Origin of the sequence: Amycolatopsis sp. lyj-90, assembly GCF_046549035.1 — a bacterium.
GTDB lineage: Bacteria > Actinomycetota > Actinomycetes > Mycobacteriales > Pseudonocardiaceae > Amycolatopsis.
On sequence record NZ_JAJPWP010000009.1, the window covers coordinates 69,075 to 88,885 of the forward strand.

Sequence of the window (19,811 nt, forward strand, 5' to 3'; positions counted from 1 at the left end):
ACGCGGGCAAGCTGATTGCTTGTAAACTGAAATGAATGCGACTCGTTCGCTGTTTCAGGGTGGCTGATCCGGGGGAGGAGCGGCGTGAGGGTGCTGATGCTCGGGGGCGGCGTGGGGGTCCTGACCGGTCGTCATCAGGTTCCGGGGATACCGGCGCGGCTGGTGCAGACCACCCTGCCCCGGCTCGTGCTGGTCCCGGTGGTGTTCCGGCTGGTGATGCTGGTGCAGGCGCTGTGGGCGGCGGGCTTCGGCGGAACGCCGGTGCTGTGGACGTTCGTGGTGCTGCACCTGGTGCCGAACGTCGCCGAAGCGGCCTGGGTCTTTCGCTGGTCCGCCCGCGATCCCGCCGGTACGCGCCTGGTGCCGGCGGTCGACGCCGGGGTCGCCGTGCTTTTGACCCTGGGCGCCGCCCTGCTCGCGCGGGACGTCGCGATCACGTCGATCACCTGGACCCATCTGATGGGCACGGTGATGATCTGGACGCTGCTGCGTGGCGCGCTGGCGGGGGCGGCGGTCATCGGGGGCGCGGTGGTGCTGCACTCCCTGCTGGACCCGGCCACCTCACTCGGTCTCTTCCTCACGCTCGGGACCGCGCTGGTGGCGTGCCTCGCGATCGTGGGCCTGGTCGGCGCGTCGATGCGGTTCGCGCTCGGGTTCGGCGAGCAGCAGGGCCGGGCGGCGGAACGGGAACGGCATCGCCGCGACGTCCACGACACCGTCCTGCAGGTGATGGAGTCGTTCGCCATTCCCGCGCCCGCCGACGAACTCGATCCGGCGGCCAGTCTCGACCGGGTCCGCCGCACCGCCCGCGCCCAGGCGATGCGCCTCCGGATCAGTCTCGAGCACGAACCCGCCGAGTCCGTCGGGCTGCACCAGCGTCTCCGGCTGCTCGCCGCCGAGATGGCCGCGGAAGGACTGCGTGCGGAGGTCGTCATCCAGGACGACTGCGGTCCGGGCCTCGCGGAGGAGGCGGCCATGGCGCTGCACGACGCGGCCAGGGAGGCCTTGCGCAACACGCTGAAGCACTCCGGGACCAGACGGGCCGTCGTCAGCGTCGAGGGGATCGGCGGCGGGATCTCCTTGACGGTGCGCGATCACGGCGCCGGTTTCGATGTCGGCGGCCGGCGGCGCGGGTTCGGTCTCGAGAACTCGATCATCGCGCGGATGGCGGAGATCGGTGGTTTCGCGCGGATCGAATCCAGCCCGGGCCTGGGCACGAGAGTGGTGCTTCTCGCCCCGTCAGTCTTGAGTGTCCCCGTCGGGTGAGTCCCGCCACTGGCGGAACGGGCGGTCCAGCGTCCACTTGTCGCCTTCGCGTTCGACGACGCGGTATTCGCAGGTCGTCGGATTGGACAGCGACTCGAACAGCTCGATGCTCCAGCCGAAGAGCCGACGGCACAGCAAGCGGATGGTCAGGCCGTGTGAGACGACCAGCACGGTCTCAGGGTGATCTTCGCCGCAAGCGGCCAGCTCGCTGAGGAACGCCGCGACCCGGTCGTCGACGTCCGCCCCGGACTCGCCGAACGGGAGCCGGTAGAAGAAGTGCCCGAACTCGTGACGGCGCTGCTTCTGCACCTCCTGCTCCAGCGGATCCTGGAGATTGCCCCAGTCCTGTTCCCGCAGCCTCGGCTCCTGCGTGATCCGCTCGCAGACGTCGCGGATGTCCAGTAGCCGCAACGTTTCCCGCGTCCGCAGATACGGGCTGACGTAGACCGCCGGGCGCTCGCCGCCGAGGAGTTCCCGGAGCTCCGGACCCGCCTGCCGAGCCTGTTCGCGGCCCGCGTCGGTCAGCGGGAGGGAGTGGTCGGGGATCCGCGTGTACGCGAGTTCGTCGACGTTGCCGAGCGACTCGGCATGCCTCAGCAGGATGATCCGCACGCCGCCATCTTGCCCCTTTTCCGTCCGGCTTACCCTCGTGACGTGCCTTCAGACCCCGAGACGAAACCGGCCCCACCCGCGCGGAAGGCCGGTGTCCTGCCGCTGGTGTCGATCGGAGTGTTCTTGGCGGCGGTGGTGGCCGTCGGCCTGGTCGCGCTGACCGGTGGCGCCGGTTACGTCATCGCCGGCCTGCCGGATCCGGGGCTGGTGACGCGCTACGGCATCACCGTCGTCCGGGTGCTGGCGGAGGCGGCTTCGGTGCTGTGCGTGGGTTCGCTGCTGCTCGCCGCGTTCCTCGTCCCGCCGCAGAAGTCCGGCACGCTCGCCGCGGACGGGTACGCGGCAATCCGGGTCGCGGGCGTCGCCGCGTGGGTGTGGTTCTTCGCGGCCGCCGCGTCGATCTTCTTCTCCGCGGCCGACGGCGCGGGGCGCCCGTTCACCGAGGTGCTCTCGCCGCAGGTGCTGATCGACCTCGTGGACGCCATCGAGCAGCCCAAGGCATGGCTGTTCACCGCGCTGATCGCGCTGCTGGTCGCGCTCGGCTGCCGTCTCGCGCTGACCTGGGGCTGGACGACGGTGGTCTTCTTCCTGTCCGTCGGCGGCCTGATCCCGGTCGCGGTCACCGGGCACTCCGCGAGCGGCGGCTCGCACGACATGGCGACCAACAGCCTCCTGTACCACCTGGTCGCCGCCGCGCTGTGGGTCGGCGGGCTGGTGGCGGTGCTCGCCCTCGGCTGGCGCCGGGGCGAAAACCTCAAGCTCGCCGCGACACGGTTCTCGAAGCTGGCGCTGGTCTGCTGGGTCGTGATGGCGGTCTCCGGCATCGTGAACGCGCTGGTGCGGATCAGGATCGCCGACCTGTTCACCACCGACTACGGCCTGCTCGTGCTCGCGAAGATCGTCGCGTTGCTGCTGCTCGGCGTCTTCGGGCACCAGCAGCGCCAGAAGGGCGTCGCCGGGCTGGTGAACGGCGCCGGCGGCGGGCAACTGCTGCGGCTCGCCGCGGTCGAGGTGCTGATCATGTTCGTCACGATCGGCATCGCCACCGGCCTCGCGAAGACCCCGCCGCCGCAGGAGTCGTTCTCCCAGCCGTCGACGACGGAACTGCTGATCGGCTACGACCTCTACGGCCCGCCGACCGTGCTCAGGCTGCTCACGGACTGGCGGTTCGACCTCGTCTACGGCACCCTCGCGATCGTTCTCGCCGGGCTGTACCTCGCCGGGGTCCAGCGACTGCGCCGCCGCGGCGACACATGGGCCACCGGCCGGACCGTCGCATGGCTCGCGGGCTGTTTCGTGCTGCTGATCGCGACGTCGTCCGGCATCGGCCGGTACGCGCCCGCGATGTTCAGCGTGCACATGGGCAACCACATGCTGCTGTCCATGGTGGCGCCGGTGCTGTTCGTCCTCGGCGGACCCGTGACGCTCGCGCTGCGCGCGCTGCCCGCGGCGGGCAAGGACGCCCCGCCCGGACCGCGTGAATGGCTGCTCGCCTTCGTGCACTCGCCGCTTTCGCGGTTCCTGACGCATCCGGTCGTCGCGCTGCTGCTGTTCGTCGGCTCCTTCTACGGCCTGTACTTCTCGGGCCTGTTCGACTCCGCGCTGAACTACCACTGGGCGCATCTCGCGATGAACGCGCACTTCCTGCTCGCCGGATACGTCTTCTACTGGCCGGTGATCGGCGTCGACCCGGCGCCGCGCCGGATCCCGCCGCTGGGGCGGCTGGGGATGATGTTCGCCGCCATGCCGTTCCACGCGTTCTTCGGGATCGCGCTGATGAGCATGCAGACCGTGCTCGGCCAGGACTTCTACCGTGGGCTGAAACTGCCGTGGGTCACCGATCTGCTCACCGACCAGCGCCTCGGCGGCGGTATCGCGTGGGCGTCCGGTGAAGTGCCGGTCCTGCTGGTGCTCGTCGCGCTGCTGGTGCAGTGGGCACGCCAGGACGAGCGCGAGGCCCGGCGCAAGGACCGCCGCGAGGACGCCTCGGGCGACGCGGATCTGAACGCTTACAACGCGATGCTGAAGAACCTCGCGGATCAGGGCCGAGGACGGGACTCCTAGGCCAAGCGCTACCACAAGTCCTCGCGCGCCCGGCAGCTTTCGCCCGAGTTGTCCACAGGAAGCCCACATCGCCCCGAGTTGTCCACAGATCCGATTCGCGCCCCTTTTCGGCCTTTGATCCGAGGCAGTCTGTGATCAAGGGAAACACCGAGGAGAAAGGCGAGTGTGATGGCGATGGGCGAAACGTGGGTGACCATGATCGGCAACCTGACCAGCGAACCGGTCCACCATCCGGAACGGGTGCACGGGCACGACGTCGTGTCGTTCGGCTTGCGGAGTGTCGAGCGCCGGTACGACAAGGAAAGAGGGGAGTGGGGCGAGGGACGGCAGCTCGCGGTCAAGGTCACCTGCTGGCGCAAGCTGGCGATGGCGGCGTTTTCGTGCCTGAGCAAGGGCGATCCGGTGATCGTGGCCGGGCGGCTGCGCGGCGCCGAGACCGCGGAGGAGATCCCGGCACCTCTCGGTCTACCTGAGCTTGAGGCCTTCTCGATCGGGCCCAACCTCGCGCGCTGCTCGGCCGAGATCCGGCGAGCCGGGCGGGATCGGCCCAGGGCGATCCCGATGGCACCGCCGCCCGTGGGGAATCCCATGGTCACCGCGCTCGAAGAGGCACCCGTGGCGTGAAGGTTCCGATGCTCGCTCAGTGATGTCGGGCTGACCGTGGGTAGTTCGGTGGTGACCGCCGTCGAGGCCGCGATCGGCTCGCTCTACGATCGCTTGTATGGCCGAGTTCATCTACACCATGAAGAAGGTGCGCAAGACCGTCGGGGACAAGGTCATCCTCGACGACGTCAGCACCGCGTTCTACCCCGGCGCCAAGATCGGCGTGGTGGGGCCGAACGGCGCGGGTAAGTCCACCGTTCTGAAGATCATGGCGGGGATCGAGCAGGCCAGCAACGGCGAAGCCTTCCTCCAGCCTGGCGCCAGCGTCGGCATCCTCATGCAGGAGCCGGTGCTCAACGAAGAGAAGACCGTCCGCGAAAACGTCGAAGAAGGCCTTGGCGACATCAAGGTCAAGCTCAACCGCTTCAACGAGGTCGCCGAGCTGATGGCGACCGACTACAGCGACGAGCTGATGGAGGAGATGGGCAAGCTCCAGGAGGACCTCGACCACGCCGACGCGTGGGAGATCGACTCCGCGGTGGAGCAGGCGATGGACGCCCTCCGCTGCCCGCCGCCGGAAGAGCAGGTCACCCACCTCTCCGGTGGTGAGCGCCGCCGGGTCGCGCTGTGCAAGCTGCTCCTGTCCGCGCCCGACCTGCTGCTCCTCGACGAGCCCACCAACCATCTGGACGCCGAAAGCGTGCTGTGGCTGGAACAGTTCCTCGCGAACTACGCCGGCGCCGTCCTCGCCGTCACGCACGACCGGTACTTCCTGGACAACGTCGCGCAGTGGATCATGGAGCTCGACCGCGGCCGCGTCGTCGGCTACGAGGGCAACTACTCCACGTACCTGGAGAAGAAGCGCGAGCGCCTCGAGGTCCAGGGCAAGAAGGACGCCAAGCTCGCCAAGCGGTTGAAGACCGAGCTCGAATGGGTCCGGTCCAACGCCAAGGCCCGCCAGACCAAGTCGCGGTCCCGGCTCGACCGCTACGAAGAGATGGCGGCGGAGGCCGACAAGCACCGCAAGCTCGACTTCGAAGAGATCCAGATCCCGCCGGGGCCCCGGCTGGGCAGTGTGGTCGTCGAGGTCGAGAAGCTGCGCAAGGGCTTCGACGACCGTGTGCTGATCGACGGGCTGTCCTTCGACCTGCCGCGCAATGGCATCGTCGGGGTGATCGGGCCGAACGGTGTCGGCAAGACGACCCTGTTCAAGACGATCGTCGGGCTCGAGGAGCCGGACGACGGCGTGGTCAAGATCGGCGAGACGGTCAAACTGTCCTATGTGGACCAGAACCGTGGCGGGATCGACCCGAAGAAGACGGTATGGGAGGTGGTTTCGGACAAGCTGGACTACATCCACGTCGGGCAGACCGAAATGCCCTCGCGTGCCTACGTCAGCGCGTTCGGTTTCAAGGGCCCGGACCAGCAGAAGCCGGCGGGTGTGCTCTCCGGTGGTGAGCGCAACCGGCTGAACCTGGCGCTGACCCTCAAACAGGGCGGGAACCTGATCCTGCTCGACGAACCGACGAACGACCTGGACGTCGAGACCCTGGGTTCGCTGGAGAACGCTCTCGAGCAGTTCCCCGGCTGCGCTGTGGTCATCTCGCACGACCGGTGGTTCCTCGACCGGGTCGCGACGCACATCCTCGCCTGGGAAGGCACCGAGGAGAACCCCTCGCAATGGTTCTGGTTCGAAGGTAACTTCGAGGGCTACGAGAAGAACAAGGTCGAACGTCTCGGTGCCGAGGCGGCTCGTCCGCACCGCGTCACCCATCGCAAGCTGACCCGCGACTGAGGGCCGGGGGTTCCCCGTGGAAGCCAGCAAGCGCCAACGGCCGGGCCCGCCCACCACCATGGTGGGTGGGCGGACGGCTGCCACCGGGGTAACCCTGTCCGCTGTCGGCAGGCTGATCGAACGCGCGGACGCCCTGCACCTGAGGGCGCCCGAACTCGCCTTGGTCCTCGGGGAGCGCGCGGCCGCGCTCGCCGAGGCCGCCGGTGCCGACGAGCAGTGGATCCGCGCGGAAAGCCTGGTGGTGAGCGCCCGGGTCCGGCTTGGTGGCCGTCCCCGGACGGTCGGCAGGGCGGTGGCCGCCCTGCGCGCCGCCGAACACGCGGGCTACGGCGACATCGCCGCCCGGCTGAGGATCGATCTCGCGGTCTGCGCGCGCAGCGTCGGCGTCCCGCTGACCGGGCTGGCCGCCCTGCGTCCGCTGCTGGCGGATCCGGCGGTCTCGCCGGCACACCGGGCCGAGGCGTTGTGCCATCTCGTCGGCTGCTTGGCGCAGTTCGGCCGCAAGGCGGAACTGGACCGGGTGCTCGCCGAGGCGGACAAGCTCGTGCTCGGCGACGGCGCGATGACGGCGGATTCGCAGTTGCTGATCCGCGCGATGCTGCGGGTCGGGGTGTCGGCGCACCGTCGTCGTCACGGCGACCTGACGGCCGCGGCCGACGCCGCCCGGACCGGGCTGGGCATGCTCGAAAAGCTCGGAAACCCCGACGACGACGGAGGTCTCGTCCGGATCCGGCTGGTCCTCCAGCTCGTCTGCACGTTGCTGGACCGGGGCGACACGGAGATGGCGCTGGAGGTCGCGCAGCCGATCCTCGCCGCGCCCGTCCGGGCCGCCGGGATCGCGCCCGCCGCGTGGCTGCGGCTGGCGGTGGCCACCCGCGTCCTGCTGCCCGCGGGATCCGGGGAAGCTGCGGGCATGCTCGTCCGTGAAGCGGTCGCCGGGACCGAAGACCACAAGCTGCACGCGATCACGGCGCGGCTGTGGCTGGAACTCGCGCAGATCGAAGAACGGCTCGGCCGGGCCGAGGAGGCCATCGGCTGCCTGCATCGTTCGCGGGCCGCCGAGCATCTGCACGCCCGTGCGCGCAGGCAGGCGTGCAACGTCCTGCTCGGCGAGTTCGGCGCGGCCGAGAACGCCGCTGTCGACCTCGACGACGTCCTGCGGGCCGTCGCCGCGGCACCCGCGCCGGTTCCGGCTCCGGCTCCCGCCGAGGTGACCGCGGTGATGGCGCCGATCGACGTGGCGCCCCCGAAGCGGGCCGCGCCCGAACCTCCGGTTCGTCGTGAGCCGCCGAGGCCCGCGAGGCAGCACAGGAAGGCGGAGCCCGAGCCGGTGCGGAACACGCCGGTCGAGCCGCCGCGCCCCGCTGTGCCTCCGCGTCCGGCGGAGCCTCCCGCCGCGGAAAAGACCGAAGCGCCGCCGGTGTTGAAGCCGCCGTCTCGTCCGGAGCCGTCCCGTGAGGCCGCGGCGTCCGACAGTGACTGGCGCCGCCGGGTACCGAAGAAGCCTGAGCAACCCAAGCCGGCGATCAGGTTCGAGCCTGCCGCGCCGAAACTGATGCCGCCGCCGAAACCGGAGCCCGCGCCGCGTCCTGAACCGGTCTCACGCCCTGCACCGGAGCCCACGCCGGAGCCCTCGCGGCGCAGGCGTCCGGAGGCGCCTGCCGCACGCGAGACCGTCGTTCCCGAACCCGAGGTCACCCGGCCTGAAGCCCCGATCCCGGCCGCGCGCCGGCGCCCCGAGGTGCCCGTCCGGTACGAGGAGCCGGAGCCCGTGGTCCCGGAACTGCTGCTGGCCCCCGAGCCCGCCGCCGAACCCCGGCCGCGGATCGCGGCGGAGGCCGAACCGCCGCGTCCGCCGGGGACCGCCGCCCCGTTGTGGGAGAGCGACGAGTGGGCGGCCGAGGAACGGGTCCGCCGGTCCGCCGCGCCCGTTTCGCGCAAGACCAGGCACGACGCCGAACACGGTTCCGTAGCGGCGAAATCGGTGCTGGACCGGCTCGGGATCTCGAATACCGGCGGGCACGGCGGTGGCCGTCGCCGCGCGGACGGTGCCACGGATCCCGTGCATCCCGATCCCGTCGCCGAGGAACGCGCCGACGCCGGACGCGCGCGCCGGGAACAGCCTCCGGTGGAGTACGCCGAACCCGCCGTGCCGCTCGCTCCGCCGCCCCGGGAAGACCCGCCACCGCCCTACGGCGGCGGAACCCGGCAAAGCGCCCAGGAAACTCCCCGGCAGGGCCCCCCGGAAGAGGTCGCGGACCCGTGGCTGCCGCGTCTGCGGATGCCGCCGTCGCTGGACCCGCTGACCGACACCGGCTCCTGGCGCCCGATCACGCCGTTCCCGGAGAGCTACGCCCGCGCGATCGCGGAGGACGAGCCGCCGCCGGACGCCGGTCTCGCCGACCTGCTCGCCCGTGCGCTCGCCGAACACCAGGCGGGGACCGCCAGCGCGGCCGCGCTCGTGAAGCAGCTCGGTTCCCAGGACTCGGGAAAGCGTCCGGTCAACGGCCGCGACCGGCATCGCACCAACGGGAGCGACTGACCGGGCGATAGCAAAGGTCCCTTGCTACGCCCCCGGTGGGAGCCCTCGCGGGCTTGAACGATTCAGTCGGCCGGGTGAGACCGCGTCCCACTCGTTCGCGAGGAGATGGGGTGCTGGTCACCCCCGGTGCGGCGGGACGTGGCGAGGGCCGGACAGACCGCCTATGTGACCCGCGAGTAGCTGAACCGATCACGGCGATTCCGGTATCTGAGCAGGGAAATCTTCGACGACCGGGAATGACCCGGCCTTGTCGGGCCGACTGTCCAAAGCTGTAGGTTGGGTCTGGTCCGGCACAGAGTCGTGCCGGTCGCGGTGTCAATCTCGCTACAGTGGAGAGTTGCCTCAAATGAGCTCGACGGGAGTCTCGTCCCTGCCCGGAAAAGATGTCGGCACCGAAGACGGCGCTCGGCGCCGGTCGGTGAACCCGGAGCAGATCCGGGACGACCTGATCGACGCCGCCGCGGCGTACGCCCCGGAGATCGGCGACCTGATCCGCCTGTACTACCGGCACATCCCGGCCGAAGAGATTCTCGGTGACGACCCGGTCGACCTCGTCGGCGCCGTCCGCTCGCATCTGCACCTGGCGAAGGACCGGATGCCCGGCCGCCCCGCGGTGCGGCTGCTGAACCCGACCGGTCCCGAAGACGGCTGGACGCGTGAGGCCACCGTCGTGCAGGTCGTCACGGACGACATGCCCTATCTCGTGGATTCCGTCGCGGCCGAGTTCGCCCGTGACGGGGTGCAGGTGCAGCGCATCGTGCACCCGATCGTCGTGGTCAGCCGCGATCTGACCGGCGAGCTGCAGGCGGTCCACCCGGACGCCGATCCGGCGGAGCCGCCGCCGAATTCTGCGGCCGAGTCGTGGATGTACATCGAGATCGACCTGGTGACGGACCCGAACCGCGCCCGTGAGCTGGACAACCGGCTTTCGTCGGTGCTGGGTGACGTGCGCGAGGTCGTCGAGGACACCGACAAGATGGCCGAGACGGCGCGCCGCCTCGCCGACCAGCTGGACGCGGACCCGCCGAAGCTGTCCACGCGTGAGGTCGCCGAGGGAGCGCGGCTGTTGCGCTGGCTCGCCGACGGCCACTTCACCTTCCTCGGCTACCGCCGCTACGAGCTGATCGACAACCCGCACCCGGACAGTGAAGAGCCCGCCCTGCGCGCGGTGCTCGCCACCGGACTGGGCGTGCTGCGCCAGGACAGCCTGGCCGCGCGCAGCCTCACCGCCGGTCCCGACACGGCGGCGTCCGCGCTCGCGCCGACGCTGCTGGTGCTGACGCAGGCGAGCGCGCCGTCCACCGTGCACCGCCCGGTGTACCCGTACTACGTCGGCGTGAAAACGTTCGACGACAAGGGAAACGTCACCGGCGAACACCGGTTCCTCGGCATGTTCACCACCACCGCCCTGCACGAGAACGTGCTGGACATCCCGGTGGTCTGCAACCGGGTCCGCGAGGTCATCCACCGCGCGGGCTTCCCGATGGAATCCTTCTCCGGGCAGCGGATGCTCGAAGTGCTGCAGAACTGGCCGCGCGCGGACCTGTTCTCGGCCGACACCGATTCGCTGTACTCCACGACGACAGGCGCGATCACGCTTTCGGATCGCCGCCGGCTGCGGCTGTTCCTGCGTCGTGACCCGTACGGCCGTTTCTACTCCTGCCTCGTGTACCTCCCGCGCGACCGCTACACGACCCGTTCGCGGCTCGCGATGCAGGAGGTCCTGCTCGAAGAACTCGAAGGCACGCAACTGGAATACAGCGCGCGCATCGGGGAAACCGTGCTCGCGCAGGTGCATTTCATCGTGCACACCGACCCGTCGCAGCGGTCCGAGCCGGACACCCTGCGCATCCAGGAACGGCTCAACGAAGCCGTTCGCGGCTGGGACGACCGGATGGTCGAGGCGATCCTCGCCGAGCGCCGCGAGCGCGCCGGGGACAGCGGCGTCGCGATCGGCCTGCTGGGCGAGGAATCCGCCGGCGAGCAGGGACAGCGGTTCGCCGCGGTGTTCCCCGAGGGCTACAAGGAGGACTTCACCGCGCTCGAAGCGCTCGCGGACCTTCGCGCCCTGGAGGCGCTGACCGACGAGGGCGACCTGTCGATGTCGTTCTACCTGCCGGCCGACGCCGAGGCGGGGGAGCGGCGCTTCAAGCTGTACCTGCGCGGCGAGGGGGTCACCCTCTCCCAGGTGCTCCCGGTCCTGCAGCGGATGGGCGTGGAGGTCGTCGACGAGCGGCCTTACGAACTGCGCCGCGAAGACGGCGGCCGGTCCTGGATCTACGACTTCGGCCTGCGGATCGACCCGCAGGTCCTCGACCACGCGGACCTCGACCTGCGCGTCCGCTTCCAGGACGCGTTTTACGCCGCCTGGCGCGGCGACTGCGAGGTCGACGGCTTCAACGGTCTCGTCCTGAGCGCCGGGCTCACCTGGCGCCAGGCGGCCATCCTGCGGGCCTACTCGCGGTACCTGCGCCAGACGAAGATCCCGTTCTCGCAGGAGTACATCGAGAACACCGTCCTCGCGCACACCGACATCGCCACCGCGCTGGTGCGGCTGTTCGAGACCCGCTTCGACCTCGCGCTCGGCACCGAGGCCCGCGCGTCGCAGGCCGACCAGCTCACCGCCGAGATCGGCAAGCTGGTCGACGAGGTGACCAGTCTCGACGAGGACCGGATCCTGCGACGGCTGATGGCGGTCATCCTCGCCACGCTGCGCACGAACTACCACGTCACCGACGGCGAGGGGAATTCCCGGCAGTACCTGGCGCTCAAGCTCGACCCGAGCGCGGTGCCCGAGCTGCCCGAGCCGCGGCCGAAGTACGAGATCTTCGTGTACTCGCCCCGGATCGAGGGTGTCCACCTGCGCTTCGGCGACGTCGCGCGCGGTGGCCTCCGCTGGTCCGACCGCCGGGAGGACTTCCGCACGGAGATCCTCGGCCTGGTCAAGGCGCAGGCGGTCAAGAACGCGGTCATCGTGCCCGTCGGCGCGAAGGGCGGGTTCGTCGTCAAGCGCCCGCCGACGGCCACCGGCGACCCGGGCCTGGACCGCGACGCCCAGCTGAACGAGGGCATCGCCTGCTACCGGATGTTCATCTCCGGCCTGCTCGACGTGACCGACAACCGGGTCGAGGGCAAGACCGTCCCGGCGCCGGGCGTGGTCCGCCACGACGGCGACGACAGCTACCTCGTGGTCGCGGCGGACAAGGGCACCGCGAAGTTCTCCGACATCGCGAACGAGGTCTCGGCGCACTACAAGTTCTGGCTCGGCGACGCCTTCGCTTCCGGTGGTTCGGTCGGCTACGACCACAAGGCCATGGGCATCACCGCGAAGGGTGCTTGGGAGAGCGTCAAGCGCAACTTCCGCGAGCTGGGCAAGGACAGCCAGACCGAGGACTTCACCGTCGTCGGCATCGGCGACATGATGGGTGACGTCTTCGGCAACGGCATGCTGCTCTCGGAGCACATCCGGCTGGTGGCCGCCTTCAACCACCTGCACATCTTCCTCGACCCGAACCCGGACGCGGCCTCCTCGTTCGCCGAGCGCCGCAGGCTGTTCGACCTGCCGCGTTCGTCGTGGGAGGACTACGACCGCTCGCTGATCAGCGAGGGCGGCGGGATCTACTCGCGGTCGGCCAAGACGATCCCGATCAGCCCGCAGGTCCGCGAAGCGCTCGGGCTCGCCGAGGACGTCACCGCGCTGGCCCCGGCCGACCTCATGCAGGCGATCCTGCTGTCGCCGGTCGAGCTGCTGTGGAACGGCGGCATCGGCACCTACGTCAAGGCCGAGAACGAGACCCACGCCGACGCGGGCGACAAGGCCAACGACGCCTTGCGCGTCAACGGGAACCAGCTCCGCGTCAAGGTCGTCGGCGAGGGCGGGAACCTGGGACTGACGCAGCTCGGCCGGATCGAGTTCGCCCGCGCGGGCGGCAAGATCAACACCGACGCGCTCGACAACTCCGCCGGCGTCGACTGCTCCGACCACGAGGTCAACATCAAGATCCTGCTGGACCACCTGGTCTCGACGGGATCGCTGGGCGCCGAGCAGCGCAACGAGCTGCTGGAGCAGATGACCGACGAGGTCGGCGAGCTGGTGCTGGCCGACAACTACCGGCAGAACGCCGTGCTCGGGGTCAGCCGGGCGCACGCCGGGCCGATGGTCTCGGTGCACCAGCGGCTCGTCGCGGCACTGGTCGCGAAGGGCGCTTTCGACCGCAAGCTCGAAGCGCTGCCGAGTTCGGCGGAGTTCCGTGCGCTGGAGAAGGCGGGCGAGGGGCTCACCTCGCCGGAGCTGGCGACGCTGCTCGCGCACGTCAAGCTCGACCTCAAGGACGAGTTGCTGGCGAGCGAACTGCCGGACTCCGAGGTGTTCTCGCGCCGTCTGCCCGAGTACTTCCCGAAGCCGCTTCGGGAGCGCTTCGGCGACGCGATCTTCCAGCACCCGCTGAAGCGCGAGATCATCACGACGATGGTGGCCAACGAGGTCGTCGACGGCGCCGGGATCTCCTACGTCTTCCGCCTGATGGAGGAGATGAACGCGACCGCGACCGACGCCGTCCGCGCGTACGCCGTGGTCACCCACGTGTACGACCTGCCCTCGCTGTGGGCGCAGATCGACGCGCTGGACAACGTCGTGCCGACCGAGGTCGCGGACGAGATGATGCTGGAGACCCGCAGGCTGCTGGACCGGGCCGCCCGCTGGTTCCTCACCAACCGGCCGCAGCCCCTCGCCCCGCTCGCCGAGATCAACCGGTTCGGCCGGGTCGTCGGCGAGATGGCCCCGCGGGCGCACGAGCTGCTTCGCGGTGTCGAGTGCGAGTCGGTGGACGCGAACACCGAGCGACTGGTGGAGAAGGGCGTCCCGACGGAGCTGGCGGAGCGTGTGGCGCTCCTGCTGCACACCTTCGGCCTGCTCGACGTCACCGACGTCGCGGAGCTGGCCGAGCAGCAGGCGGGGATCGACGCGGTGCACACCCCGTCGGAGACCGCGGGCCTGTACTACGCCCTGTCCGACCACCTCGGCATCGACAAGATGCTGACGTCGATCAGCGGTCTCGAACGCGGCAACCGCTGGCACGCGCTCGCGCGGCTGGCGCTGCGGGACGACGTCTATGGTTCGTTGCGGGCGATCACGCTGGACGCGCTGCGGCACAGCGATTCGGGTACCGACCCGGACGAGAAGATCGCCCACTGGGAGAAGACGAACGCCTCGCGGCTGCAGCGCGCTCGTGTCGCACTGGACGAGATCAGCCAGTTCGGCAAGCTCGACCTGGCGACGCTGTCGGTGGCGGCGAGGCAGATCCGGAGCACGGTGAGGTAGTGAGCTACATTTCCCTGATCCGGCCACGCTGGTCGGATATGGACGTCTACGGGCACGTCAACCACGCGAACCTGGTGACCCTGCTCGAAGAGGCGCGGATCCCCCTGCTGTTCGGGGACGCCGTCCGGGCCGGGCTCACCGAACTGCCCAAGGGCATCGTGGTGGTGAAGCTGGCCGTCCATTACCGTTCGCCGATCGTGGTGTCCGATCAGGACATCCGGGTGGAGATCTCGTTGAAGGACTTGAAGCACGCCAGCTTCACCCTCGGCTACAAGGTGCACGACGGGCCCGCCGAGGTCGACAAGGTCGCGGTCACCGCGGAGACGGTGCTCGCGCCGTTCGACATCGGGACGGAGCGGCCCCGGCGACTGACCGAGGACGAACGCGCCTTCCTGGAGAAGGGGTTCGCGGATGCCTGAGCTCGTCATCCCGGACGCGGGGGACCGCGAAACGCTCGGCGCGTTCGTGGCCAGGGCCGTCCGGCTCGACCAGAACACGCTGGTGCGGTTGCGGCAGCGCGGTGACGGCGTCGTCGAGGCGTGGAGCGCGACCCCGTTCGAAGTCCTCGCCACCAGGGCCGTCGCCGGTGACATCACGCCGTCGGACATCACGGTGTCCGGGAACGAACTGCTCGCCGCGCTGACCATCGCCGGCGGCGAACGAATGGATCCGGGCCCGGCCCGCGACCTGATGTGGCATTCCGAGCTGCCCGCACCCGGCCGCTGGCAGCTGGTGGACGAACTGCCGGCGACGGTGATCTCGGAGCTGGCCGACCGCGGCGTCGCGCTGGCCCGCGACAACGTCGGCCCGCACGGCAACCCGCCCGCCTCCCTGATGGACCAGGCGGTGCTCACCGTCACCGGCGGCGAGCAGGAGATCAAGGTCCAGATGCGGTGCCTGTTCGCGTTGTCCGGGATGGGTTTCGTCGACTCGTCGATCGCCGGCGACGTCGTCCGGGTGACCGCGACGGATTCGTGGATGCGCATCGACGCCCGCTACGGCGCCGTGCTCAAACGCCGCCACGCGCTCCTGCCGTTGCTGTTCTGACAGGGGCCTTACGGCTTCGCGCCGCGGGTGGCTTCCGGCCGCCCGCGGTGTCAGGCTGTCCCCATGAGCGACAGCGGCCCTCGCGACGACGGCAAGGACGGGGAAGACCCGACCGCGGACTTCCTGGCCGAGGTCCGGCCCGAGGAGACCCCGTGGCGGACCGAGCGTCCGCCGGGTGAGGAGGCGCCGGAACGCGCCGAACGCCCGGAGAAATGGGGGCGCGCCAAGGCCGCCGGACGCGCCGCCGCGCAGGCCGCGCCCTATGTCCAGGCCGCCGCGCTGGCGACCTGGATCGTCTCGGGCACCCTCGACGACTCCGGTGACGTGGGCTCCTCAGGCGACGCCTAGAGCTTTCCTCGCATCGTCCTCATGCGCTCGATCTCGGCGGACTGGCCGGTGATGACCTCCTGCGCCATCTCCTGCGCCTTGATTTCCACTCCCTTGCCGAGCTGGGTTTCGGCCATGGTCAGCGCGCCCTGGTGATGCGCGATCATCAGGTCGAGGAACAGCTTTTCGAACGCCGGACCGCTCGCCGCGCGCAGATCGGCCAGTTGCGCCTCGGTCGCCATGCCCGGCATGAGCCCGTGGTCATGCCCTCCGCCGTGGCCGGCGTGACCCTCGCCCGGCACCGGCTTGCCGCGGTCGGACAGCCAGGTCTTCATCATCGCGACCTCGCCGTCCTGCGCCACCGAGATCCGGCTCGCGATCGCCTTGAGCTGCTCGTTCGCCGTCTTGCCCGGCACCAGGTCGGTCATCACCTTCGCCTGCTGGTGGTGGGGGATCATCATCGTCATGTACTCGACGTCGGCCTCGCCTGCCTGATCGCGGTTCACCGGGCCGGGGGAGCCGGTGCCCGCCTGCTCGCCCGGTTTGCCCGGAATGATGACCGGTGCGCTCGATGCCGGTTCGGCGGGTGATTCGTCGCCCGTGCAGCCCGAGACGACGAAAGCCGCAACGAGCAGCGCCGATGTCAAACTTTTTCTCATCCCGGAGATCCTCCGTTGGTCGGTATCTGCTGAGCCTAAATAAGGAATAAGGTGCGCGTAAAGCTGGGTGGAAGGAGAGCCATATCGTGCTGCAGCCTGGGCTGAAACGTCGCTTGACCAGGGGATTCGTGTCAGTGGCCGCCGTCGCCGCCCTCGGCGCCGTCAGTGCGTTCGCCGCGCCGGCCGTCGTCGCCGAGCCGTCGGCGACCACGATCCCGGCTGTGGACGAGATCGTCCACAGCCCGAATCTCCGGTCGATCGCGAACGTCCCGCAGCAGGGACCGTTCACCAAGGACTCGACCGGTACCGACATCGCGTTCACCAAGGGTCACGCGATCACCGGCACGTACGACGGCTTCAACGTCTACGACGTCCGCAACCCCTACCGCCCGAAGATCGTCAGCCAGGTCCTCTGTCCCGGCGGGCAGAACGACGTGTCGATCTCCGGCGACCTGCTCTTCCTGTCGACCGACGCCTCGCGCAGCGACAACTCGTGCACCAGCGTCGCGAAGCCCGCGTCGGACAAGACGGCGTGGGAGGGCATCAAGATCTTCGACATCTCGAACCTCGCGGCGCCGAAGTACGTCGCGGCGGTCGAGACCGACTGCGGTTCGCACACCAACACCCTGGTGCCGGACAAGCGCGGCAAGGACGTCTACATCTACGTCTCGTCGTACGCGCCGTCGGCGAACCTGCCCGACTGCCAGCCGCCGCACGACAAGCTCTCCATCATCAAGGTCCCGGTGAAGGACCCGGCGAAGGCTTCGCTCGTCGCGACGCCGGTGCTGTTCCCGGACGGCGGCAACGCCGGCGGCCCGAACCCCGACGGCACCAACCGGTCGGCGACCACCGGTTGCCACGACCTGACGGCGCTGCCGGAGAAGGACCTGATGGCCGGTGCCTGCATGGGTGACGGTGTCCTGATCGACATCGCCGACCGGCTCAAGCCGCGCGTCATCAACCGGGTCCAGGACAACGTGAACTTCGCGTTCTGGCACAGCGCCACCTTCAACAACGACGCCACCAAGGTCGTCTTCACCGACGAACTCGGCGGCGGCGGCATGGCGACCTGCCTGGAGAAGTTCGGCTCCACCCGCGGTGCCAACGGCATCTACGACATCACCGGCCGCGGCGACAACCGCAAGCTGGAGTTCCGCAACTACTACAAGATCCCGCGTCTCCAGTCCGAGACCGAGAACTGCGTTGCGCACAACGGTTCGCTGGTTCCGGTGCCGGGCAAGGACATCATGGTCCAGTCCTGGTACCAGGGCGGCGTCTCGGTGTGGGACTTCACCGACTCGAAGAAGCCGAAGGAGATCGCGTACTGGGAGCGGGGCCCGCTCTCGAACGAGAAGCTCGTCGGTGGTGGGACGTGGTCGGCATACTGGTACAACGGCTACATCTTCTCGTCCGACATCGTGAAGGGCCTGGACGTCCTGGACCTCAACGACTGGCGGACCTTCCCGGCGAAGCTCGTCCGGCAGAACCAGTTCAACGCCCAGACGCAGTACAAGCTGCACCCGGGCTTCAACTAGTCCTAGCGTGAGATGAAAGGCCCGTTACTTGCAAATTTTGCAAGTAACGGGCCTTTCATAGCGTCCGGAGGGGGCACTCAGACGAGCCAGGCGGCGGCGTCCGGAGGCAGCTTCCCGTTCACCAGCGGAACGCTCGACAGCAGCACCTCGCCCGGCGGCAGCGCGATCGGGCTCGCCGACGTGTTCAGCGCGCAGACCAGCCCGCCGCCCCGCCGCCGGAACGCGAAACAGCCCGCCGGGGCGCCGTACCACTCGAGGTCTTCGCCGCTGAAAGCCTGGTGCGACTTGCGGATCTCGATCGCCCGCCGGTACAGCGACAGCGTCGACGCAGGATCCTCCAGCTGGGCTTCCACGGTCACCGAAGCCCACGAAGCGGGCATCGGCAGCCACGTCCGCGGATTCCGCGAGAAACCGAACGGCGGCAGGTCGCCTTCCCACGGCAGCGGCACGCGCGACGCGTCCCGGCCGAATTCGACGCCGGAGGTCTTGGCGCGCGGGTCCGCGAGCGCGTCTGGCGGAAGGTCGACGTTCCCGAGTCCCAGTTCTTCGCCGTTGTACAGGTAGACCGTCCCGGGCAGCGCGAGTTCGACCAGTGCCATCGCGCGGGCCCGCCGGACCCCCCGCTCGCCGCCGCCGTACCGGCTGACCTGCCGCCAGACGTCGTGGTTGCTCAGCGTCCAGGTGGCGGAGGCACCGGCGGACTTCGGCACCGCCAACGACCGTTCGATGGCCGTCCGCAGCGCGTCGGCGTCGAAATGCGTGAGCACGAGCCTGAAGTTGAACGCCAGGTGCAGTTCGTCCGGCCGCAGGTAGCGGGCGAGCCGTTCCTCGTCGGTCACCCAGATCTCGCCGACGGCCATCGCGCCCGGGTACTCGTCGAGCACCTTGCGGATCATCTGGTGGATCTCGTGGACGCGGTCGTTGTCGAACCGCGGGTCGTAGAACTCGCTCGGCCCGTGCGGGGTCACCCGCGGGTCCATGTCCGGCAGGCCCGGCGGTTTCGCCATGCCGTGCGCGACGTCGATGCGGAAGCCGTCCACGCCGTGGTCCAGCCAGAACCGCAGGGTCCGCTCCAGATCGGCGGCGACCTCGTGGTTGCCCCAGTTCAGGTCCGGCTGCTGCGGGGAAAACAGGTGCAGATACCACTGGCCGTCCGGGACCCGGGTCCACGCCGGGCCGCCGAACGCGCTGACCCAGTTGTTCGGCGGCAGGTCGCCGCGCGGGCCGAGGCCGTCACGGAAGATGTAGCGATCCCGTTCCGGGCTCCCCGGCGGCGCCGCCATCGCCGACTTGAACCAGGCGTGGGTGTTGCTGGTGTGGTTGGGGACGACGTCGATGGTGACCTTGATGCCGCGTTTATGCGCCTCGGTCAGCAGGACGTCGAAATCGCCGAGGGTGCCGAACATCGGGTCGACATCGCGCGGATCGGCGATGTCGTACCCGTGGTCGGCCATGGGCGAGCGGTAGAACGGCGTCAGCCACAGCGCGTCGACCCCGAGCAGCTCCAGGTACCCGAGCTTGCCGCGGATGCCTTCGAGGTCACCGACGCCGTCCCCGTCGGAATCGGCGAACGAGCGCACGTAGACCTGGTAGAAGACCGCCTGGTCCCACCAAGCCACGTCGCGCTTCATCAGACGAAACTGTTCATCATGCTGTTGGCGGCCATCTCCAGGTACGCCCACAGCTGACCGCGGTAGGGCTCCTCGATGTTCTCTTCGTCGACCGCGATCTTGATGCAGCGCAGCCAGGCGTCGCGTTCGATCGGGCCGATCTTGAACGGCCCGTGCCGCATCCGCAGCCGCGGGTGGCCGCGCTGGTCCGAGTAGGTGTGCGGGCCGCCCCAGTACTGCATGAGGAACAGCCGGAAGCGCTCCTCGGCCGGGCCGAGGTCCTCCTCCGGGTACAGCGGCCGAAGCACCTCGTCGACCGCCACTTCGGCGTAGAACCGCGCGACGATCCGGGTGAAGACCGGTTCACCGCCGATCGCCTCGTACAAGGTCGTGGGGTCTGGTTCGCTCACGGACACAGCTCCATTCTGCCC

At 69.5% G+C, this 19,811-nt stretch carries 14 protein-coding genes; 10 read left to right on the plus strand and 4 right to left on the minus strand.

Translation table 11 applies throughout. The features are described 5' to 3' along the window. Window positions 1-90: 90 nt before the first annotated feature. Window positions 91-1,266: a sensor histidine kinase gene (locus ACLJPX_RS31525; RefSeq protein WP_410604349.1), complete on the plus strand. Its 1,176-nt coding sequence runs from the start codon at window positions 91-93 to the stop codon at window positions 1,264-1,266. Here the strand turns inward: ACLJPX_RS31525 and ACLJPX_RS31530 are convergent. Further along, complete coding sequence (locus tag ACLJPX_RS31530; RefSeq protein ID WP_410604120.1) at window positions 1,240-1,878, minus strand: histidine phosphatase family protein; 639 nt, start codon at window positions 1,876-1,878, stop codon at window positions 1,240-1,242. The genes ACLJPX_RS31525 and ACLJPX_RS31530 overlap by 27 nt on opposite strands. 42 nt (window positions 1,879-1,920) lie before the next feature. Between ACLJPX_RS31530 and ACLJPX_RS31535 the strand changes: the two genes are divergently transcribed. From ACLJPX_RS31535 to ACLJPX_RS31570, 8 genes are all read left to right on the plus strand, one after another. Then, entirely contained in the window at window positions 1,921-3,942 is a 2,022-nt protein-coding gene (locus tag ACLJPX_RS31535; protein WP_410604121.1) for a cytochrome c oxidase assembly protein, read from the plus strand. 168 nt (window positions 3,943-4,110) lie between these two features. Then, window positions 4,111-4,566 carry a single-stranded DNA-binding protein gene (locus ACLJPX_RS31540; protein WP_101605926.1) on the plus strand — a complete coding sequence of 152 codons (456 nt, stop codon included), beginning with the start codon at window positions 4,111-4,113 and terminating at the stop codon, window positions 4,564-4,566. Between the two features lie 97 nt (window positions 4,567-4,663). Then, window positions 4,664-6,340, plus strand: a complete 1,677-nt coding sequence (ettA, locus tag ACLJPX_RS31545) for an energy-dependent translational throttle protein EttA (RefSeq protein ID WP_101605927.1) — start codon at window positions 4,664-4,666, stop codon at window positions 6,338-6,340. A gap of 16 nt (window positions 6,341-6,356) precedes the next feature. Continuing rightward, entirely contained in the window at window positions 6,357-8,882 is a 2,526-nt protein-coding gene (locus ACLJPX_RS31550) for a hypothetical protein (protein ID WP_410604122.1), read from the plus strand. Window positions 8,883-9,228: 346 nt separating this feature from the next. Further along, on the plus strand, window positions 9,229-14,202 hold the full coding sequence (locus tag ACLJPX_RS31555; protein ID WP_410604123.1) for an NAD-glutamate dehydrogenase: 4,974 nt from the start codon (window positions 9,229-9,231) through the stop codon (window positions 14,200-14,202). Next, complete coding sequence (locus ACLJPX_RS31560) at window positions 14,202-14,621, plus strand: acyl-CoA thioesterase (protein ID WP_410604124.1); 420 nt, start codon at window positions 14,202-14,204, stop codon at window positions 14,619-14,621. The genes ACLJPX_RS31555 and ACLJPX_RS31560 overlap by 1 nt, the downstream gene beginning before the upstream one ends. After that, entirely contained in the window at window positions 14,614-15,249 is a 636-nt protein-coding gene (locus tag ACLJPX_RS31565; protein WP_410604125.1) for a hypothetical protein, read from the plus strand. Before ACLJPX_RS31560 ends, ACLJPX_RS31565 begins: the two co-directional genes overlap by 8 nt. A gap of 63 nt (window positions 15,250-15,312) precedes the next feature. Beyond that, the gene (locus ACLJPX_RS31570; RefSeq protein WP_101605932.1) at window positions 15,313-15,597 is read left to right on the plus strand and encodes a hypothetical protein; all 285 of its coding nucleotides are present in this window, start codon (window positions 15,313-15,315) and stop codon (window positions 15,595-15,597) included. On the opposite strand, the gene ACLJPX_RS31575 is transcribed toward ACLJPX_RS31570, so the two are convergent. Next, window positions 15,594-16,235 (minus strand): DUF305 domain-containing protein, encoded by a 642-nt coding sequence (locus tag ACLJPX_RS31575; protein WP_410604126.1) that lies wholly within the window; start codon window positions 16,233-16,235, stop codon window positions 15,594-15,596. The two genes, ACLJPX_RS31570 and ACLJPX_RS31575, sit on opposite strands and share 4 nt — an antisense overlap. An 86-nt stretch (window positions 16,236-16,321) precedes the next feature. Between ACLJPX_RS31575 and ACLJPX_RS31580 the strand changes: the two genes are divergently transcribed. Next, on the plus strand, window positions 16,322-17,770 hold the full coding sequence (locus ACLJPX_RS31580) for an LVIVD repeat-containing protein (RefSeq protein WP_410604127.1): 1,449 nt from the start codon (window positions 16,322-16,324) through the stop codon (window positions 17,768-17,770). A 77-nt stretch (window positions 17,771-17,847) separates the two neighbouring features. Here the strand turns inward: ACLJPX_RS31580 and ACLJPX_RS31585 are convergent, their stop codons facing one another. Beyond that, the gene (locus ACLJPX_RS31585; protein ID WP_410604128.1) at window positions 17,848-19,401 is read right to left on the minus strand and encodes a glycoside hydrolase family 13 protein; all 1,554 of its coding nucleotides are present in this window, start codon (window positions 19,399-19,401) and stop codon (window positions 17,848-17,850) included. Next, complete coding sequence (locus ACLJPX_RS31590; protein WP_101605936.1) at window positions 19,401-19,796, minus strand: globin; 396 nt, start codon at window positions 19,794-19,796, stop codon at window positions 19,401-19,403. The genes ACLJPX_RS31585 and ACLJPX_RS31590 overlap by 1 nt, the downstream gene beginning before the upstream one ends. Between the last annotated feature and the right edge of the window lie 15 nt (window positions 19,797-19,811).

What these genes read in the sequence shown, in the direction of transcription:
- ACLJPX_RS31565 (WP_410604125.1), top strand. Translation starts at nt 14,614, where the DNA reads ATGCCTGAGCTCGTCATCCCGGACGCGGGGGACCGCGAAACGCTCGGC.
- ACLJPX_RS31585 (WP_410604128.1), bottom strand. Translation starts at nt 19,401, where the DNA reads ATGAAGCGCGACGTGGCTTGGTGGGACCAGGCGGTCTTCTACCAGGTC.
- ACLJPX_RS31570 (WP_101605932.1), top strand. Translation starts at nt 15,313, where the DNA reads ATGAGCGACAGCGGCCCTCGCGACGACGGCAAGGACGGGGAAGACCCG.
- ACLJPX_RS31555 (WP_410604123.1), top strand. Translation starts at nt 9,229, where the DNA reads ATGAGCTCGACGGGAGTCTCGTCCCTGCCCGGAAAAGATGTCGGCACC.
- ACLJPX_RS31540 (WP_101605926.1), top strand. Translation starts at nt 4,111, where the DNA reads ATGGCGATGGGCGAAACGTGGGTGACCATGATCGGCAACCTGACCAGC.
- ACLJPX_RS31575 (WP_410604126.1), bottom strand. Translation starts at nt 16,235, where the DNA reads ATGAGAAAAAGTTTGACATCGGCGCTGCTCGTTGCGGCTTTCGTCGTC.
- ettA (WP_101605927.1), top strand. Translation starts at nt 4,664, where the DNA reads ATGGCCGAGTTCATCTACACCATGAAGAAGGTGCGCAAGACCGTCGGG.